Origin of the sequence: Streptomyces sp. NPDC037389 (assembly GCF_040636475.1) — a bacterium.
Classification (GTDB): Bacteria; Actinomycetota; Actinomycetes; order Streptomycetales; family Streptomycetaceae; genus Streptomyces; species Streptomyces hesseae.
Map to the genome: position 1 here is coordinate 86,867 of NZ_JBEZUS010000012.1, position 14,499 is coordinate 101,365.

Here is a 14,499-nt window from a genome sequence, read left to right on the forward strand (position 1 = left end):
CGCCCGCGGGGGGGCCGGGGCCCTCTCCCGCCCGTCCCGGGCCGGGGGCGCGGCCGCCCTCCCCCGGGCGGGGCCCCCGGGGGGGGGGGGGGGGGCCCCCCCCCCCCCCCCCACCCCTCCGGTCAGGAGTTGTACGTGCTCTGCGCCCGCTCCAGACCGTCCACGATCAGAGTCTCCACCGCGTCCGCCGCACGGTCGACCTCGAAGGCCAGCTCCTTGCGCTCGGTGGACGAGAAGTCCTTGAGAACGAAGTCCGCCACCTGCATCCGCCCCGGCGGCCGGCCGATGCCGAACCGCACCCGGCAGTAGTCCGCACCCATCGCCTTGGTGATGGACTTCAGACCGTTGTGGCCGTTGTCACCGCCACCGAGCTTCAGCCGCAGCTGCCCGAAATCGATGTCCAGCTCATCGTGGATCGCGACGATCCGCTCCACCGGCACCTTGTAGAAGTCGCGCAGCGCCGTCGTCGGACCACCCGACAGATTCATGAACGACATCGGCTTGGCGATCACCACCCGGCGGCTCCCCGGCCCCGGCGGGCCCACCCGGCCCTCGACGACCTGCGCACGCGCCTTGTGCGCCTTGAACTTGCCGCCCATCCGCTCGGCCAGCAGATCCGCGACCATGAAGCCCACGTTGTGGCGGTTGCCCGCGTACTCCGGGCCGGGATTGCCGAGGCCCACGATCAGCCAGGGGCTGGAGTCGTCCGTCATGCGCATACCTCCTTCATACGCCAACCGCCGCCCCGCTCCGGCGAGGGAACGGGACGGCGGTGGGAAACAAACCCGCGAGGGGCGTGGCTCAGGCCCTGAATCAGGCCTTGACGACCAGCAGGTCGACGTGCTCCAGGAAGCCCTTCAGCGGGTCGCGCTGAACCTGCTTGGGAACGACGACCTCGTTGCGGCCCTCGATGTCCAGGGACAGGACGACGCCCGGGTTCTTCAGGGCCATCATCAGGTCGTGGCCCGGCAGGGACACGTGAAGCGGCTCGGCGCCGTGGCCGTAGATGACGGCGGGAACCTGGTCGGCGCGACGGATGCGGCGGGCGGCGCCCTTGCCGAAGTCGGTGCGGACGGCAGCGGCGAGCTTGATCTCGGCCATGGTGCACTCCTCGAGTAGCAGCTGATGCGGACGGTCACCCGGCCCAACGAGGCCTGCTACGAAGAGCGCGTCGATAACGGACCGCCGCACATGAGTGCGGCCTCCCTCGCCGAGCAACTCCAGGAGTCTACCCGGCGGGGGAGGCCGCTCAGAAATCGATCAGTGCGATCGATCAGCGGATCAGCGGATCTGCATGATCGTTACAGCACTCGGCCCGGCTTGGCTCAGCCCAGCTCGTCGAAGAGGCTCGTGACCGAACCGTCCTCGAAGACCTCACGCACGGCGCGGGCGATCGTCGGCGCGATCGACAGCACCGTGATCTTGTCGAGCTCCAGCTCGTTCGGCGTCGGCAGCGTGTCCGTGAAGACGAACTCGCTCACCTTGGAGTTCTTCAGCCGGTCCGCGGCCGGACCGGAGAGCACACCGTGCGTCGCCGTCACGATGACGTCCTCGGCACCGTGCGCGAACAGCGCGTCGGCGGCGGCGCAGATCGTGCCACCCGTGTCGATCATGTCGTCGACGAGCACGCAGACGCGGCCCTTGACGTCACCCACGACCTCGTGGACGGTCACCTGGTTGGCGACGTCCTTGTCACGACGCTTGTGGACGATCGCCAGCGGCGCGCCCAGACGGTCGCACCAGCGGTCGGCGACGCGCACACGACCGGCGTCGGGGGAGACGACCGTCAGCTTGTCGCGGTCGACCTTGGCGCCCACGTAGTCCGCCAGGATCGGCAGCGCGAACAGGTGGTCCACCGGGCCGTCGAAGAAGCCCTGGATCTGGTCGGTGTGGAGGTCGACCGTCAGGAGGCGGTCGGCACCGGCCGTCTTCATCAGGTCCGCGATCAGACGGGCCGAGATGGGCTCACGGCCGCGGTGCTTCTTGTCCTGACGGGCGTAGCCGTAGAACGGCAGGATCACGGTGATGCTGCGGGCCGACGCGCGCTTCAGCGCGTCGATCATGATCAGCTGCTCCATGACCCACTTGTTGATGGGAGCCGTGTGGCTCTGCATCAGGAAGCAGTCGGCGCCACGCGCCGACTCCTGGAAGCGGACGTAGATCTCACCGTTGGCGAAGTCGAAGGCCTTGGTCGGGACCAGGCCGACGCCCAGCTGGTGCGCGACCTCCTCGGCAAGCTCGGGGTGGGCGCGGCCGGAGAAGAGCATCAGCTTCTTCTCGCCGGTCGTCTTGATCCCGGTCACAGCACAGTCTCCTTGGATGTCGCTTTGTGTGCGCTTATCACGGTACGCCCCGCGTGGCGTGCCGGTGTCACGGTCACTGCTCGTCGCCGGTGTCCCGCTGGGCCTCGGAAGCGGCCTGCGCGGCCGCGCTCCCGGGACGCTTGCGGGCCACCCAGCCCTCGATATTCCGCTGCTGGCCACGGGCGACGGCCAGCGAGCCCGAGGGCACATCCTTGGTGATGACCGAGCCGGCGGCGGTGTACGCGCCGTCCCCGATCGTGACCGGAGCCACAAACATGTTGTCCGATCCGGTCCGGCAGTGCGAGCCGATCGTCGTGTGGTGCTTGGCCACGCCGTCGTAGTTCACAAAGACGCTCGCCGCGCCGATGTTGGTGTACTCGCCGATCGTCGCGTCGCCGACATACGACAGGTGCGGGACCTTCGTCCCCTCGCCGATCTCGGCGTTCTTCATCTCGACGTAGGCACCGGCCTTGGACTTCCGGCCCAGCTTCGTCCCCGGCCGCAGATAGGCGTACGGGCCCACGAGCGCGCCCTCGCCGATGACGGCGGACTCCGCGACGGTGTTGTCCACGCGGGCGCCCTCGCCCACCGCGGTGTCCGTCAGCCGCGTGTTCGGGCCGACCTCGGCACCGGACGCCAGATGGGTGGCGCCCAGCAGCTGGGTACCCGGCTGCACCAGCGAGTCCGGCTCGAAGGTCACCGTCACGTCGACCCAGGTGGAGGCCGGGTCCACGACCGTCACACCGCTCATCATCGCGACGTGCAGCAGCCGCTCGTTGAGCAGCTTGCGGGCCTCGGCGAGCTGGACGCGGTTGTTGATCCCCAGGATCTCCCGGTGGTCGCCCGCGACGGCGGCACCGACCCGGTGCCCGGCCTCGCGCAGGATCCCCAGGACGTCGGTCAGGTACTCCTCGCCCTGGCTGTTGTCCGTACGGACCTTGCCGAGCGCGTCGGTCAGCAGCTGGGCGTCGAACGCGAACACCCCGGAGTTGATCTCACGGATGGCGCGCTGCTCGTCGGTGGCGTCCTTGTGCTCGACGATCGCGGTCACGGCGCCCGAGGCGGCGTCGCGCACGATGCGGCCGTAGCCCGTGGAGTCGGGCACCTCGGCGCTGAGCACGGTCACGGCGTTGCCGTCGGCGGCGTGGGTGTCCGCGAGGCGCTTCAGGGTCTCACCGGTGAGCAGCGGGGTGTCGCCGCAGACGACGACCACGGTGCCGTCGAGGGCGATACCGCTGTTCGACAGCTCCTCCAGGCCCATGCGCACGGCGTGGCCGGTGCCGTTCTGCTCGTACTGGACGGCGGTACGGACCTCGGGGTCGGTCTCGGCCAGGTGCGCGGAGACCTGCTCACGGGCGTGGCCGACGATGACGACGAGGTGCTCGGGGTCGAGCTCGCGGGAGGCGGCGACGACGTGCCCGACGAGGGAGCGGCCGCAGATCGCGTGGAGGACCTTGGGGGTCGTGGACTTCATGCGGGTGCCCTCACCCGCTGCGAGGACGACGACGGCTGCCGGGCGGTTGGCGCTCACGGGTGTGCCCTTCGGCTTCGAGGGGGGGTGGACATCCGCAGGATACCGGGGCGTAAGAAGGTCGAAACGCGCGCGGGTCCTGACCTGGGAGGTCAGGACCCGGTGATTTGGAGCGTCACGCTCCCCCGCCAGGACTTGAACCCGGACAGATGGCACCAAAAGCCACAGTGCTGCCAATTACACCACGGGGGATGGTAAAGCATGCCAAACCGGACGATCTCTAGATCATCGCTTTGGCCCCCACCACTATGCCGTACCACCAGCCTTCAATGCGACGGTACAAGTCGGCACCTTCGATCACGCGGACGGCCAAGCAGCCTCGGTAGCCCTCCCCGACGTTCTTGCGGACGGTCTTCGGGTTGTGCTTCTTCAGCGTCGTCTTGCAGAAGCTTCGGGCGTCGACGCCCACGATCTCGGCCCAGAATTCTTCCGCGCCAGCGACATCGGCGGACTCGTGGATCATCAAGTGGAATCGCAACCGGCCCTTCTCGATGCCGAGGAGGCGCAGCCATGCGAGATAGACCTTGATCATGTCGGGGTCGCTGTTGACGAAATTCACGCACTCGCTGGGACGGTGCGTTTTGCTCTTGGTGCCTTCCGACCAGTAGAGCCCGACCCCGATGAGGAAGAGCTCCCGCTCGGTCATCCGGCCGATCTCGTACGCCGCCTCCAGCTTCGTCTCGATCTGCTTGATCGTGCGGGCCCGTCTGTGAGGGGCCCATCGGGCCTCCCGCATCTCGTGCATCTGTCTCGCCGTCTTCTGCGGCTTGGGAAGATCCCGCACCCACAGCGACACCGAGCTCTTCGCCACGCCCAGCTCGGCGACGATCTCGTCGTACGTCCTCCCGGCCAGCCGTAGCTCCCGCGCGCGGGCCCGCATGTCCGTCTTCGCTTGGACCATGACGCCAGCGTCCGCGCCCGGCCCCACCGGACGGATCGAATCCGCGATCGATTCAACAGTTCGGGCGAAACATGCTCCTTTCGCCCCCGTTCGGATCCGCTCCGTGCTGCCGCGCGCACGGGAAAACCGATGGCGCCCGCCCGTAGTCTGGGTGGTATGACCGCAACGGGGGCAATCGTGGAAGAGGGCGCGCGCGGCGCGCCCTCGGGGCCGTGGTGGTGGGCGCGGCGGCGGAGCATGGTGCTCGATGTGGCGCTGGCTCTGGTGTCGGCTCTGGAGTGTCTGCTGGAGGGTGTCTCCTTCGCGCACGAGGTGGGGATGCCCGCCGAGCTCGGTGGGCTCATAGGCGTGCCCGTGGGGGCCGCTCTGGTGGTGCGGCGGCGCTGGCCCGTCGCCGTGGTGCTGATCTCCATAGCGACGACTCCGGCCGAGATGGGTTTCCTGCTCGGCATCGTCGGTCTGTACTCGCTGGCGGCCTCCGAGGTGCCCCGGCGGATCATCGTCGTGCTGTCGGCGGCGTCGCTGCTGGGCACGCTGGTCGTGGCGGTCGCCCGGTTCCATCAGGACATGGCCCAGGACGGTTACCACCCGGGCTGGTGGTCGATGCTCGCGATCTCCGTGCTGCTGGCGCTGGGGCTGACCGCGCCCCCGGTGCTGATGGGGCTGTACGTGGGGGCGAGACGCCGGCTGGTGGAGAGTCTGCGCGAGCGGGCGGACGGTCTGGAGCGGGAGCTGTCGCTGCTGGCCGACCGGGCGGAGGAGCGGGCCGTGTGGGCTCGTAACGAGGAGCGGACCCGGATCGCCCGGGAGATGCACGACGTGGTGGCGCACCGGGTGTCGTTGATGGTCGTGCACGCTGCCGCGTTGCAGGCCGTGGCGCTGAAGGATCCGGAGAAGGCTTCGCGGAACGCGGGGCTGGTGGGTGACATGGGGCGCCAGGCGCTGACGGAGCTACGGGAGATGCTGGGCGTGCTGCGGACGTCGCAGGACGGGTCGCCGGCCGCCGAGCGGCCTGGGGCGGCGGAGTCGCAGCGGTTGGCGGAGGTCGCGGTGGCCGTGTCGGCCCGGGCGCGGGCGGCGTCGGGTGTGCCGGTGGTTTCGGCGGTCTCGGCGGTCTCGGCGGCTCCGGGTGTTCCGGTGGTGGCCGTCGTGGACGGTGGGCCGACGCTGGAGGGGCTGGAGGACCTGGTGGGTCAGTCCCGGGATGCCGGGATGGCCGTGGAGCTGTCCGTGGTGGGTGAGGGGCGTTCGTACGCGCCGGGTGTGGAGCGGACGGCCTACCGCGTGGTGCAGGAGGCTCTCACGAACGTCCACAAGCACGCGCCGGGCGCCAAGGCCGTCGTACGGCTCGCGCACCGGGACGCGGAGGTGGCCTTGCAGGTGGAGAACGGGCCGTCCGACGGTGGCGGTACGGACGCGGGGCTGCCGAGTGGTGGCAACGGCCTGGTGGGCATGCGGGAGCGGGTGACGGCGCTGGGCGGGGTGTTCGTGTCGGGGCCGACGGACGCGGGGGGATTCCGGGTGTCGGCGGTCATTCCGGATGCGGCGGCGGCGTAGCGCGCCGCCGCGGAGCGCTAGTGCGGGCCCGCCGCCGAGAGGCGTGAGGGCCTGACGCCCGTCACGAGTGTTCCGATCGCGTGGTCGATGTCGGAACCGAGGTACCAGTCCCCGGTGTGGTCAAGGCTGTAGACGCGGCCGTGGGCGTCGATGGCGAGGAGGGCCTGGCCGTCGAGTTCCTGGCCGAGGGGGCAGACCTCGGTGCCGAGTGCGCGGCCGAGGTCGGCGACGGTGCGGGCGAGGTGGAGGCCGTGCAGGGGGTCGATGTGGAAGGGCGTGGGGGCGATGTGCCGGCCCGGTCCGGGGCCGGTGATGTGCAGTCCGCCGAATTCCGCCCAGGCTTCGACGGCGGCGGGGAAGACGGTGTGCCGGTGTCCGCCGGGGGAGACGTGGGCGCGCAGCGCGTCGGCCCAGTTCTCGGCGGCTTTGATGTCCCAGCGGCCGGGTTTCCAGCCCGCTTCGTGCAGGGCGGCGTCGACGGCGACGGGGAATCGGGTGGCGGCGGTGCGGTCGAATGCGCGCATGGCGGGTGGTCAGCTCCTGCCGTTGGTCGGTGCGGCGGGGTCGACGGCCCGTACGCCGAAGTGGGCCAGGAGTTCGGTGCAGGAGCGGCAGGGCGGGGCGTAGCAGCCGTGGCGGGGGTCGCCGTCCTCGCGGATGTGGCGGGCGGTCACCTTGGCCTGTTTGAGGGCGCGGCGTGCCTCGCCGTGGGTGAGGGGTTTGCGGGCGGCGCGTTTGCTGCGGCCGGTCTCGTGGGCGGTGAGGTAGCGGGTGAGGAGTACGGCTTCGGGGCAGCGGCCGGTGAAGCGTTCGCGGCGTTCGTGGGTGAGGGTGTCGAGGAAGTCCTGGACGAGGGGGTGGAGTCTGGGTGGTTGGTCGGATTTGGCCGCGGTGCAGGTGAGTGTCTCGCCGCGGACGGACAGGGCGGCGGCCACGGCGGGCAGGAAGCCGTCGCGGCGGTGCAGCAGGACGGGCGGCCGCTCGGCGTCCTCGGTGGAGCTCCAGGTGAGCCGGGGGTCGCCCGGGGTGCTCGCGTCGGTGTGCCGTTCCTGAGTCGTGTGCATGGCGGTTCTTCCCTCCCGTGCAATCCCCCTGTTGCGGGGATCAGCCTGCCAAACGGGGCGGCGGGTGTGGAAGGCAGGTCGGTGTTGTACGGGTCTGGTGTGTCGAACGGTCACTGTGAGGTCACGAGTCGTCGCGGCCCGGTCGTCGGCGTAAGGGGTTCGTACGCATTCGCATACGGGTGCGGCCATGGGCGCGGGGTCCTTCTTGCGGCAGCGCATAGGCTGTCGGGCACGAGTGTTCCCGGCGTCCGCCGCATGGCCGGGGTGTTCAGCAGTCCCGCAGGGGTCGGTAGGTCCTGTGGGGAGACACAGTTCAGCAGGGGGCTTCCGCCATGACGACAGGTCGGCTCGGGCAGCAGGCCGCGCCACCGAACGCGGCCTATGCCGGGCAGGTCGTGCACTTCCCGGATCCGGTGCGTCGCAGCCGTTATCCCAAGGGTGTGCGCGTCGACGACGACGGTTTCCCGGACTTCTCGCCGTACGCGCGGGCGGCCGCGGAGATCGCCGAGCCGCCGGAGGGTTTCGGTGTGGACGAGTTGCGGCTGACCGACTACGTGTCGGCCAATGCCGCGCAGCACGCCGAGGGGCACGAGCTGTGGGCGAGTCTGTCGCCGGTGGCGACGCCGCACGGCTGGACCTGGCATCACGTCGCCGGGACCCGCCGGCTGGAGCTGGTGCCGGTGGAGATCAAGGCGCTGCTGCGGCATCACGGCGGGCTGGCGTCGGCCGTCGTCGACCAGGAGAAGCGGGGGACGCGTCCGCTTCAGGAGACCCGTCCGGTGCACTTCGCGCTGCCGAAGCGGGATCTGGCCGTGACGGAGGAGCAGGTGCAGGGCGTCGAGGAGGACCTCGGCTACCGGCTGCCCGGCGCGTACCGGGCGTTCCTGAAAGCGGCGGGCGGCTGCGCGCCGGTGGGCGCGGCGCTCGACGCGGAGCTGGGGCTCCTGGTCGACCAGCCGTTCTTCACGGTGCGCGACGAGGCGGCCGTCAACGACCTCGTGTACGTCAACAAGTGTCTGCGCGATCACTTCACCAAGGACTATCTGGGCGTCGGCTTCGTCCAGGGTGGTGTGCTGGCGGTGAAGGTCAGGGGCGAGGCGACCGGTTCGGTCTGGTTCTGTCCGTACGACGACGCGCGCGACCGTGACGGCTGGACGGTGCAGGACCGGGTGGAGCGGCTGCTGCTGCCCTGCGGTGAGGACTTCGACGCGTTCCTGTCGCGGCTGGCGGGTGGTCCGCCGGAGCTGGAGACGGTGGCGAACCTGATGGTGGACGGTGGCTTCGCGCACACCGTCCCGGTGGAGGGATGAGCGGCGCAATGGTGACGTTCGCGCAGGCGCAGGAGCGCGCGGAGCGCTGGGTCAACGGTGATGTGCCGGCCTATCTCCAACGGGAGGTGAAGGTCCGGGAGTTCGACCTGGGCTTCGTCTGCTGGGCGGAGGACCGCGAGGACGGTCCCCGGGGTGACGGGGGCCGGGTGCGGCTGGTCATCGCGCGGGACAGCGGTGAGACGACGTTGTGGCCCGCGCTGCCGGTGGGCGAGGTGATCCGGCGGTACGAGGAGGAGTACGGGACGGTGGAGGAACAGCCGGCCGGGGGTACGGGGGATGCCGCGCCGCGGCGGCTCGACCTGGAGGCGACGTCGTTCCTGCTGAGTCCGCCGCAGTGGCTTCAGGACGCGGCGGACGCGATGGGGATTCCGGATCGGCGGTCGGGGTCGTCGCAGGCGTCGACGCCTGCGCCTGCGCGGCCGGAGGCCGGGCCTGAGCCCGTGCCCGAGGCCGAGCCTGTGCCCGAGGCCGAGCCTGAGCGGGCGCCCGAGCCTGCATCCGCGCCTGTGCCTGTGCCTGTGCCTGTACCTGTGCTGGTCAAGGAGCCGGCTTCCGAGCCTGCTCCGGTTCCGGCTGTGGCCGCCGAGGCGTGGGCGGGGGCGGACGTCCGCCCGGACGACGAGGAGGACGACCTTTCCGTCGGCCTGCCCGCCACGGTCCTGGCCCCTGCCCTCTCGGGCTCGGACTTCGACGACACCCCGCCCCCGATCACGCGCCCGGAGGCCAAGACCGAGCTCCTCCCACAGGGCAGCGCCCTGCCGCGCACGGCGATCGCCCCGGCGATCGACGGCCCGGACGCGCCGGGCATGCCGCCTGCGCTCGGTGTTCCGGGTGCGCCTGGCGTTCCGCCGGTTCCGGGCGCGCCCGGTCAGCCCGGCGTTCCGCCGGTTCCGGGTGCCGCGCCTGGTATTCCGGGCGCCCCGGGCCAGGCCCCGGACGCGCAGGTGCCGGCCGTTCCGGGTCAGCCGGGGACGCCGCCGGTTCCGGGCGCGCCCGGTGCGCAGGTGCCTGGCGTTCCGCCGGTTCCGGGCGCGCCCGGTCAGCCCGGGATGCCGCCGGCTCCCGCTGCCGGGCAGCCCGGCGCTCCGCAGGCCGCCCCGGGCTTCCCGGGCCGACCCGGTGTCCCGCCCGTCCCCGCTCCGGGTGTGCCGGGTGCCCCCGGTCAGGCCCCGGGTGCGCACGGCCCCGGTGGCCCCGGCCGGCCCGGCACGCCGCCGGCCTCCGGCGCCGATCCCGCCAGTGCCCCGCAGGGCCCCGGTGGGGGTGCGCACGCCGCCGCCACGATGCTGGCGAGCCCCGGGGGGCCCATGCCCCCCGCGCCGCCCGGTGTTCCCGGCGCGCCCGCGCGGCCCGGGGCCCCGCAGGGGCCCGGTGGGGTCGCCCACGCGGCGACCATGCTGGCGAGCCCGGGCGCGCCCGGCATGCCGGGCGCCCCCGGCGCACTCGCCGTGCCGCCGCAGGCGCCGGGGCGGCCCGGTGCCGCGCCGCCGCCCGGCGGTGGTGCGCACGCGGCCGCGACCATGCTCGCCGGCCCCGGCACCCCCGGCACCCCCGGCGCTCCGCAGCCGCCGCAGGCCCCCGCTCCCGCCTACGGCTACCCGCAAGCCGCCCCCACCGGGCTGCCCACCGTCGGGCCGGGCTATATGGCCGTGCTCCGTTACCGTGCCCAGGACGGGTCCGAGCAGCAGATCATCCGGCGCAGCGCGCCCGGTACGCCGCATCCCGAGTGGCAGATCCTGCACGAGCTGCGGGCGATGAACGTGCCGCCGCAGCAGGTGCTGGAGCTGCACACGGAGCTGGAGTCCTGTGACCTGCCCGGCGGGTACTGCGCGCGGATGGTGCGTGAGACGTGGCCGCAGGTGCGGGTCAGTCACACCGCCCCGTACGGGCGTGACCACGCCACCCGTCAGCAGGGCATGCGTCATCTCGTGGCGCACCAGGGCGAGCTGCACCAGGTCGCGGACGGTCCCGCGCGGCCCGCGCCGAATCCGGTGCCGTTGCCGCACCCGGGCGCGATCCAGCCGGCGCCGCCGGTCGGGCCGGATGTGATCGGGCGGGAGCTGGCGGAGGCGTTCGGTCCGCAGGGGGTGTTCCGGTTCGATCAGCGGGCCGTGTCCCGGCAGGGTGTGCCGGAGATCGTCGCGCAGACGCTGGTCTGGGCGGGGCTGCCGGCCGACTTCGGGCCGTTCTTCTGGGCGCGGGCGCAGCCGGGCCGGCCTGTGCCGACGCTGGCGGAGCTCGCCGCCGAGCGCGGTGTGCGGCCGGCGGCGGACGCGGGTTCGTACCTGGTGATGGGCGGGGACTTCGGCCGTCAGCTGTGTGTGCAGTACGGTACGGCGCACATCGTGGCCGTTCCTCTTGAGGCGGGGCCGGACGGCCACCCCGTGCCGCCGCAGTTCGTCAACACGAGCCTTCCTCAGTTCGTTCGCTCTTTGGCGCTGCTCGGGAAGATGTGGCGGTGGCGTTACGGGTTGACGCCGGAGCAGGCCGGGCGCTGGACCGTGGACTTTCAGGAGCAGCTGGCCGCGCTGGACCCGGCCGCTCTGTCCACGCCGGAGAACTGGTGGGCCGTGCTGCTGGAGCAGATGTGGGACGGTCTCTTCTAGCGGCCGGTCCAGCGGTCGGTGAGGCGTGCCCGGACGGCGTGGTGCGCCCGGTCCCCGGTTCGGGGCCGGGCGTCCGGTGTCGCGGAGTGTCGTGTCATGGGCGCTCGGGTTGTCCGGGAATGATGGACGCCGACCTGTCGCATACCGGATTTCCGGATATAAGGGGCTACAAGGATGAGTTCACCGGTGTCTCCTGACGGTTTCGCTGTTGTACGAGGCCGTGGTTACCGGCCCGAGCAGGTCGACCGCACGGTGGCGGAGTGCGCCCGGCAGCGGGACTCCGCCTGGGAGCGGGCCGCTCGGCTGACGGTCCTGGCGCGGGAGATGGAGGACGAGGTGCGGCACCTCGCCCAGGTCGTCGCCAAGCTTCCGCCGCAGACGTACGAGACCCTCGGTCCGCGTGCCCAGGGCCTGGTGGCGACGGCCGAGCTGGAGGCGGCGGGGCTGCGCGAGCGTGCCGAGGCCGAGGCGACGGGGCTCGCCGAGGCGGCGGAGACCCATGCGCGTTCGGTGCGGGAGTCGGCGCACGAGTACGCGGTGGCGGTGCGTGGCGAGGCGGAGGAGTGGGCGCGGCAGGCGCAGCTGGCGGCGCAGACCGTCGCGGACGATCTGCGGACCACGGTGCGTCAGGAGACGACGGAGCGGCGTGAGGAGTCGCTGGCCTCGTTGAAGGAGATGCGGCAGCGGACGGCCCACATCCTGGCCGAGCAGGAGAAGGAGCACTCGGAGCGCTGGGACGCGGCGGGGCGGGAGATCGCCGAGCGCGAGGCGGCGATGGACGCGCGGGTGGCGGCGCTGGAGGAGTACGCGCGTACGGCGCTCGGTGACGCGCGGCGCCGGTACGCGGACACGGAGGAGGCCGCGCGGCACGGCCAGGAGGACGCCGAGGCGCAGGCGGCGGCGGTGATCGCGCAGGCGCGGGTGCGCGAGGAGCGGATCGCGCGGGACACGGAGCGGGTGCTGCGTGAGCACGAGGAGCGGCGTGAGGAGCTCAAGTCGCACATGGCGCACGTCCGGCACAGTCTGGCGGCCCTGACGGGCAAGCCGGTGGCCGAGGACGTGGCGGCGAACGAGTAGCGGACGGCCCCGCCTCCATGTGGGGGCGGGGCCGTCGTGCGCGCTGCTTCTCGTTACTTCTTGGTGGGTGTCGCCGAGGGCGTGGCCGGGGGTGTGGCCGGGGCCGGGCTCTGTGTCGCGGGGGCCGCGACGGTCAGTTCCAGGTCGAGGATCGCGCCGTCGGTCGTGGTCAGGTGCAGGATGTACGTTCCGGCGTGCTCGTCGGTGAACAGCGTCGGCAGGGCGACGTAGCCGTTCTCGTCCGTCTTGACGAGGGTGACCCGGCGCTGCGGGGTCTCGTCCCCGTCCAGGAAGTACGGGCCGGTCGTGGCGGGCGTCTTGCCGTCGCGCTCCAGGACGGTGGCGGTGACCATCGCGCCCGCGACGGCCTTGCCCTTGTCCGTGGCCTTGAGCTTGACCTGCCCCTTGAAGGAGCTCTTCGGAGCGGCCGTCAGGTCGCCCTTGCCGTCGCGCTCCAGGGCGGTGGCGCGCGGGGCGGGTGCTGCCTTGACGGTGCCGGCGAAGTCGACAGTGATCTTGGCGCCGCCCTTGCCGTCGACCGTGGCGCGCACGGTGAAGTCGCCGGCGAGCCTGCCCGCGGTGAGCTTCGGGGCGACGGCCTTGCCGTCCTTGTCGACGGTGACGGTGGCGGTGCGGCTCTTGTCCTCGAAGCGGGCTTCGGTCCTCAGACCGACGACCTCGAACGTGACGCGGGTGCCCGCCGGGGCGGCCTTTCCGCCGGCGGTCAGGGCGCGGACGGCCGGCTGGCCGGCGAAGGTCTCGCCGGCCGTGGCCGTCAGCTGCTCGTCGCCGACGCGGTCGAGGCGGGAGACGGCGGCCGGCTTCTCCGGGGTGGGCTTGTCCGGGTTGTCGGGCTTGCTCGGGTTGTCGGGCTTGGGCTTGTCCGGCGTCGGCTTGTCCGGCGTCGAAGGTGTCGAGGGCTTCGAGGGCGTACCGGGCTTGGCGCTGCCCGTACCGCCATTGCCGCCATTGCCGCCGTTCCAGGGCGGCGTCGGCGTGGGCTTCGGGCCGCTCCACGGGGGGGTCGGCGTGCGGGACGGCCCGGTGCCGGTGCCGGTGTCGGGCGTGGTGCCGACCTGGCCGCTCTGGTACGTCCGCATCCAGGCGAGGACGGCGTTCACGTACTCGCGCGAGTTGTTGTAGCTGAGGATGGCCCGGTCGAGGTCGGCGGGGTCGCGCAGGTCCTTGTTGCCGGCGCAGAGGTAACGGGCGGTGCCCGCGGCCGCGTCGAAGATGTTGTTGGGGTCGGCCTTGCCGTCGCCGTTGCCGTCGACGCCGTAGCTCTCCCAGGTGGAGGGGATGAACTGGGTCGGCCCCACGGCCCGGTCGTACTGGGCGTCGCCGTCCCAGCGGCCGCCGTCGGTGTCCTTGATCTCCGCGAACTGGCCGCCCGTCAGCCGGGGCCCCAGGATCTGTCTGTCCGTCGTGCCGTCCGAGCGCAGCCCGTAGGAGGCCGCGTGCTCGGACTCCACCTTTCCGATGCCGGCGACGAGCTGCCACGGGATGTGGCAGCCCGGGTAGCGCTCGGCGGCGAGCTTCTCGGCGTTCTTGTAGGCGGCGAGGGCGGTCACCGGGATGCCCGTGCTGCCGTCGGGGGTGTCACCGCGGCCGACGGGGCTGCCGGGCTTGCCGGAGGCGCCGGGGCGCGGGACGAGGTCGGGGAGGGTGAGGTTGGGGACGCCGTGCGGCTTCCGCTGCGGATTGTCGGGCCCGGGGGACGGGTCGCCGCCGAACGCGCCGCTCGCGGGGCTGGCGCCCACCGCGGCGGTCGTGAGGCTGGCGACGAGCAGAGCGGTGCACAGTCCCTGGCGCGAGACGCTCGCAGCGCGGGTACGAAGTATCTTCACGGAGGCTGCTTCCTCGGGAGACCGGCGGCCGTGTGAAGGGGTTCGCCCGTCTCTCCCCTCGGCCATAGACCCGAACATTAATTCCCAGTGGCCGCAATTGTCTTGTCCGGGGACTGGCTTCACAGATTCTTCGCGGCCTCTTCTTCCACAAGTGGCCTTCCGGAGTGGGTACTTCCAGGCCTTCGCGCGGCCGACGCGTGGCCGGTGCGTAGCGGACCTCCAGCTTCCGTCAGGGTCGGTCCTGCGAACCCCTAGGGGTATCGCCGTACGTTCTCCACCTCC

General features: G+C 72.0%; 11 protein-coding genes, 1 tRNA gene and 1 pseudogene. 4 read left to right on the top strand and 9 right to left on the bottom strand.

The window, feature by feature from the left end; translation table 11 throughout:
• Positions 1 to 122: 122 nt before the first annotated feature.
• The 6 genes and pseudogenes from pth to AB0E98_RS25455 form a co-directional block, all read right to left on the bottom strand.
• A complete protein-coding gene (gene pth, locus AB0E98_RS25430) occupies positions 123 to 713 on the bottom strand; it encodes an aminoacyl-tRNA hydrolase (protein ID WP_361706638.1) in 591 nt (196 codons plus the stop codon).
• 106 nt (positions 714 to 819) lie between these two features.
• Positions 820 to 1,101: pseudogene (locus AB0E98_RS25435) on the bottom strand (50S ribosomal protein L25); the annotation flags it as partial.
• A gap of 224 nt (positions 1,102 to 1,325) precedes the next feature.
• The gene (locus AB0E98_RS25440) at positions 1,326 to 2,303 is read right to left on the bottom strand and encodes a ribose-phosphate diphosphokinase (protein WP_361706640.1); all 978 of its coding nucleotides are present in this window, start codon (positions 2,301 to 2,303) and stop codon (positions 1,326 to 1,328) included.
• Between the two features lie 73 nt (positions 2,304 to 2,376).
• Positions 2,377 to 3,834 carry a bifunctional UDP-N-acetylglucosamine diphosphorylase/glucosamine-1-phosphate N-acetyltransferase GlmU gene (glmU, locus tag AB0E98_RS25445; RefSeq protein ID WP_361706642.1) on the bottom strand — a complete coding sequence of 486 codons (1,458 nt, stop codon included), beginning with the start codon at positions 3,832 to 3,834 and terminating at the stop codon, positions 2,377 to 2,379.
• A gap of 120 nt (positions 3,835 to 3,954) precedes the next feature.
• A tRNA-Gln gene (locus tag AB0E98_RS25450) sits at positions 3,955 to 4,026 on the bottom strand.
• Between the two features lie 28 nt (positions 4,027 to 4,054).
• Positions 4,055 to 4,735, bottom strand: coding sequence for a hypothetical protein (locus AB0E98_RS25455; protein WP_361706645.1), 681 nt, complete (start codon positions 4,733 to 4,735; stop codon positions 4,055 to 4,057).
• A gap of 156 nt (positions 4,736 to 4,891) precedes the next feature.
• On the opposite strand from AB0E98_RS25455, the gene AB0E98_RS25460 reads away from it, so the two are divergent.
• Positions 4,892 to 6,292: a histidine kinase gene (locus AB0E98_RS25460; protein ID WP_361706648.1), complete on the top strand. Its 1,401-nt coding sequence runs from the start codon at positions 4,892 to 4,894 to the stop codon at positions 6,290 to 6,292.
• 17 nt (positions 6,293 to 6,309) lie between these two features.
• Here the strand turns inward: AB0E98_RS25460 and AB0E98_RS25465 are convergent, their stop codons facing one another.
• Positions 6,310 to 6,816 carry an SUKH-3 domain-containing protein gene (locus AB0E98_RS25465; RefSeq protein WP_361706650.1) on the bottom strand — a complete coding sequence of 169 codons (507 nt, stop codon included), beginning with the start codon at positions 6,814 to 6,816 and terminating at the stop codon, positions 6,310 to 6,312.
• 9 nt (positions 6,817 to 6,825) lie between these two features.
• Entirely contained in the window at positions 6,826 to 7,356 is a 531-nt protein-coding gene (locus AB0E98_RS25470) for a YwqJ-related putative deaminase (protein WP_361706651.1), read from the bottom strand.
• Between the two features lie 332 nt (positions 7,357 to 7,688).
• Between AB0E98_RS25470 and AB0E98_RS25475 the strand changes: the two genes are divergently transcribed.
• The 3 genes from AB0E98_RS25475 (at position 7,689) to AB0E98_RS25485 (ending at position 12,370) form a co-directional block, all read left to right on the top strand.
• A complete protein-coding gene (locus AB0E98_RS25475; RefSeq protein WP_361706653.1) occupies positions 7,689 to 8,666 on the top strand; it encodes an SMI1/KNR4 family protein in 978 nt (325 codons plus the stop codon).
• Positions 8,667 to 8,674: 8 nt separating this feature from the next.
• Positions 8,675 to 11,293 carry an SUKH-4 family immunity protein gene (locus tag AB0E98_RS25480; RefSeq protein ID WP_361706859.1) on the top strand — a complete coding sequence of 873 codons (2,619 nt, stop codon included), beginning with the start codon at positions 8,675 to 8,677 and terminating at the stop codon, positions 11,291 to 11,293.
• A 186-nt stretch (positions 11,294 to 11,479) separates the two neighbouring features.
• Positions 11,480 to 12,370 (top strand): cellulose-binding protein, encoded by an 891-nt coding sequence (locus AB0E98_RS25485; protein WP_361706656.1) that lies wholly within the window; start codon positions 11,480 to 11,482, stop codon positions 12,368 to 12,370.
• A 53-nt stretch (positions 12,371 to 12,423) separates the two neighbouring features.
• On the opposite strand, the gene AB0E98_RS25490 is transcribed toward AB0E98_RS25485, so the two are convergent.
• Positions 12,424 to 14,217 (bottom strand): lytic murein transglycosylase, encoded by a 1,794-nt coding sequence (locus AB0E98_RS25490; protein ID WP_361706659.1) that lies wholly within the window; start codon positions 14,215 to 14,217, stop codon positions 12,424 to 12,426.
• Positions 14,218 to 14,499 lie beyond the last annotated feature (282 nt).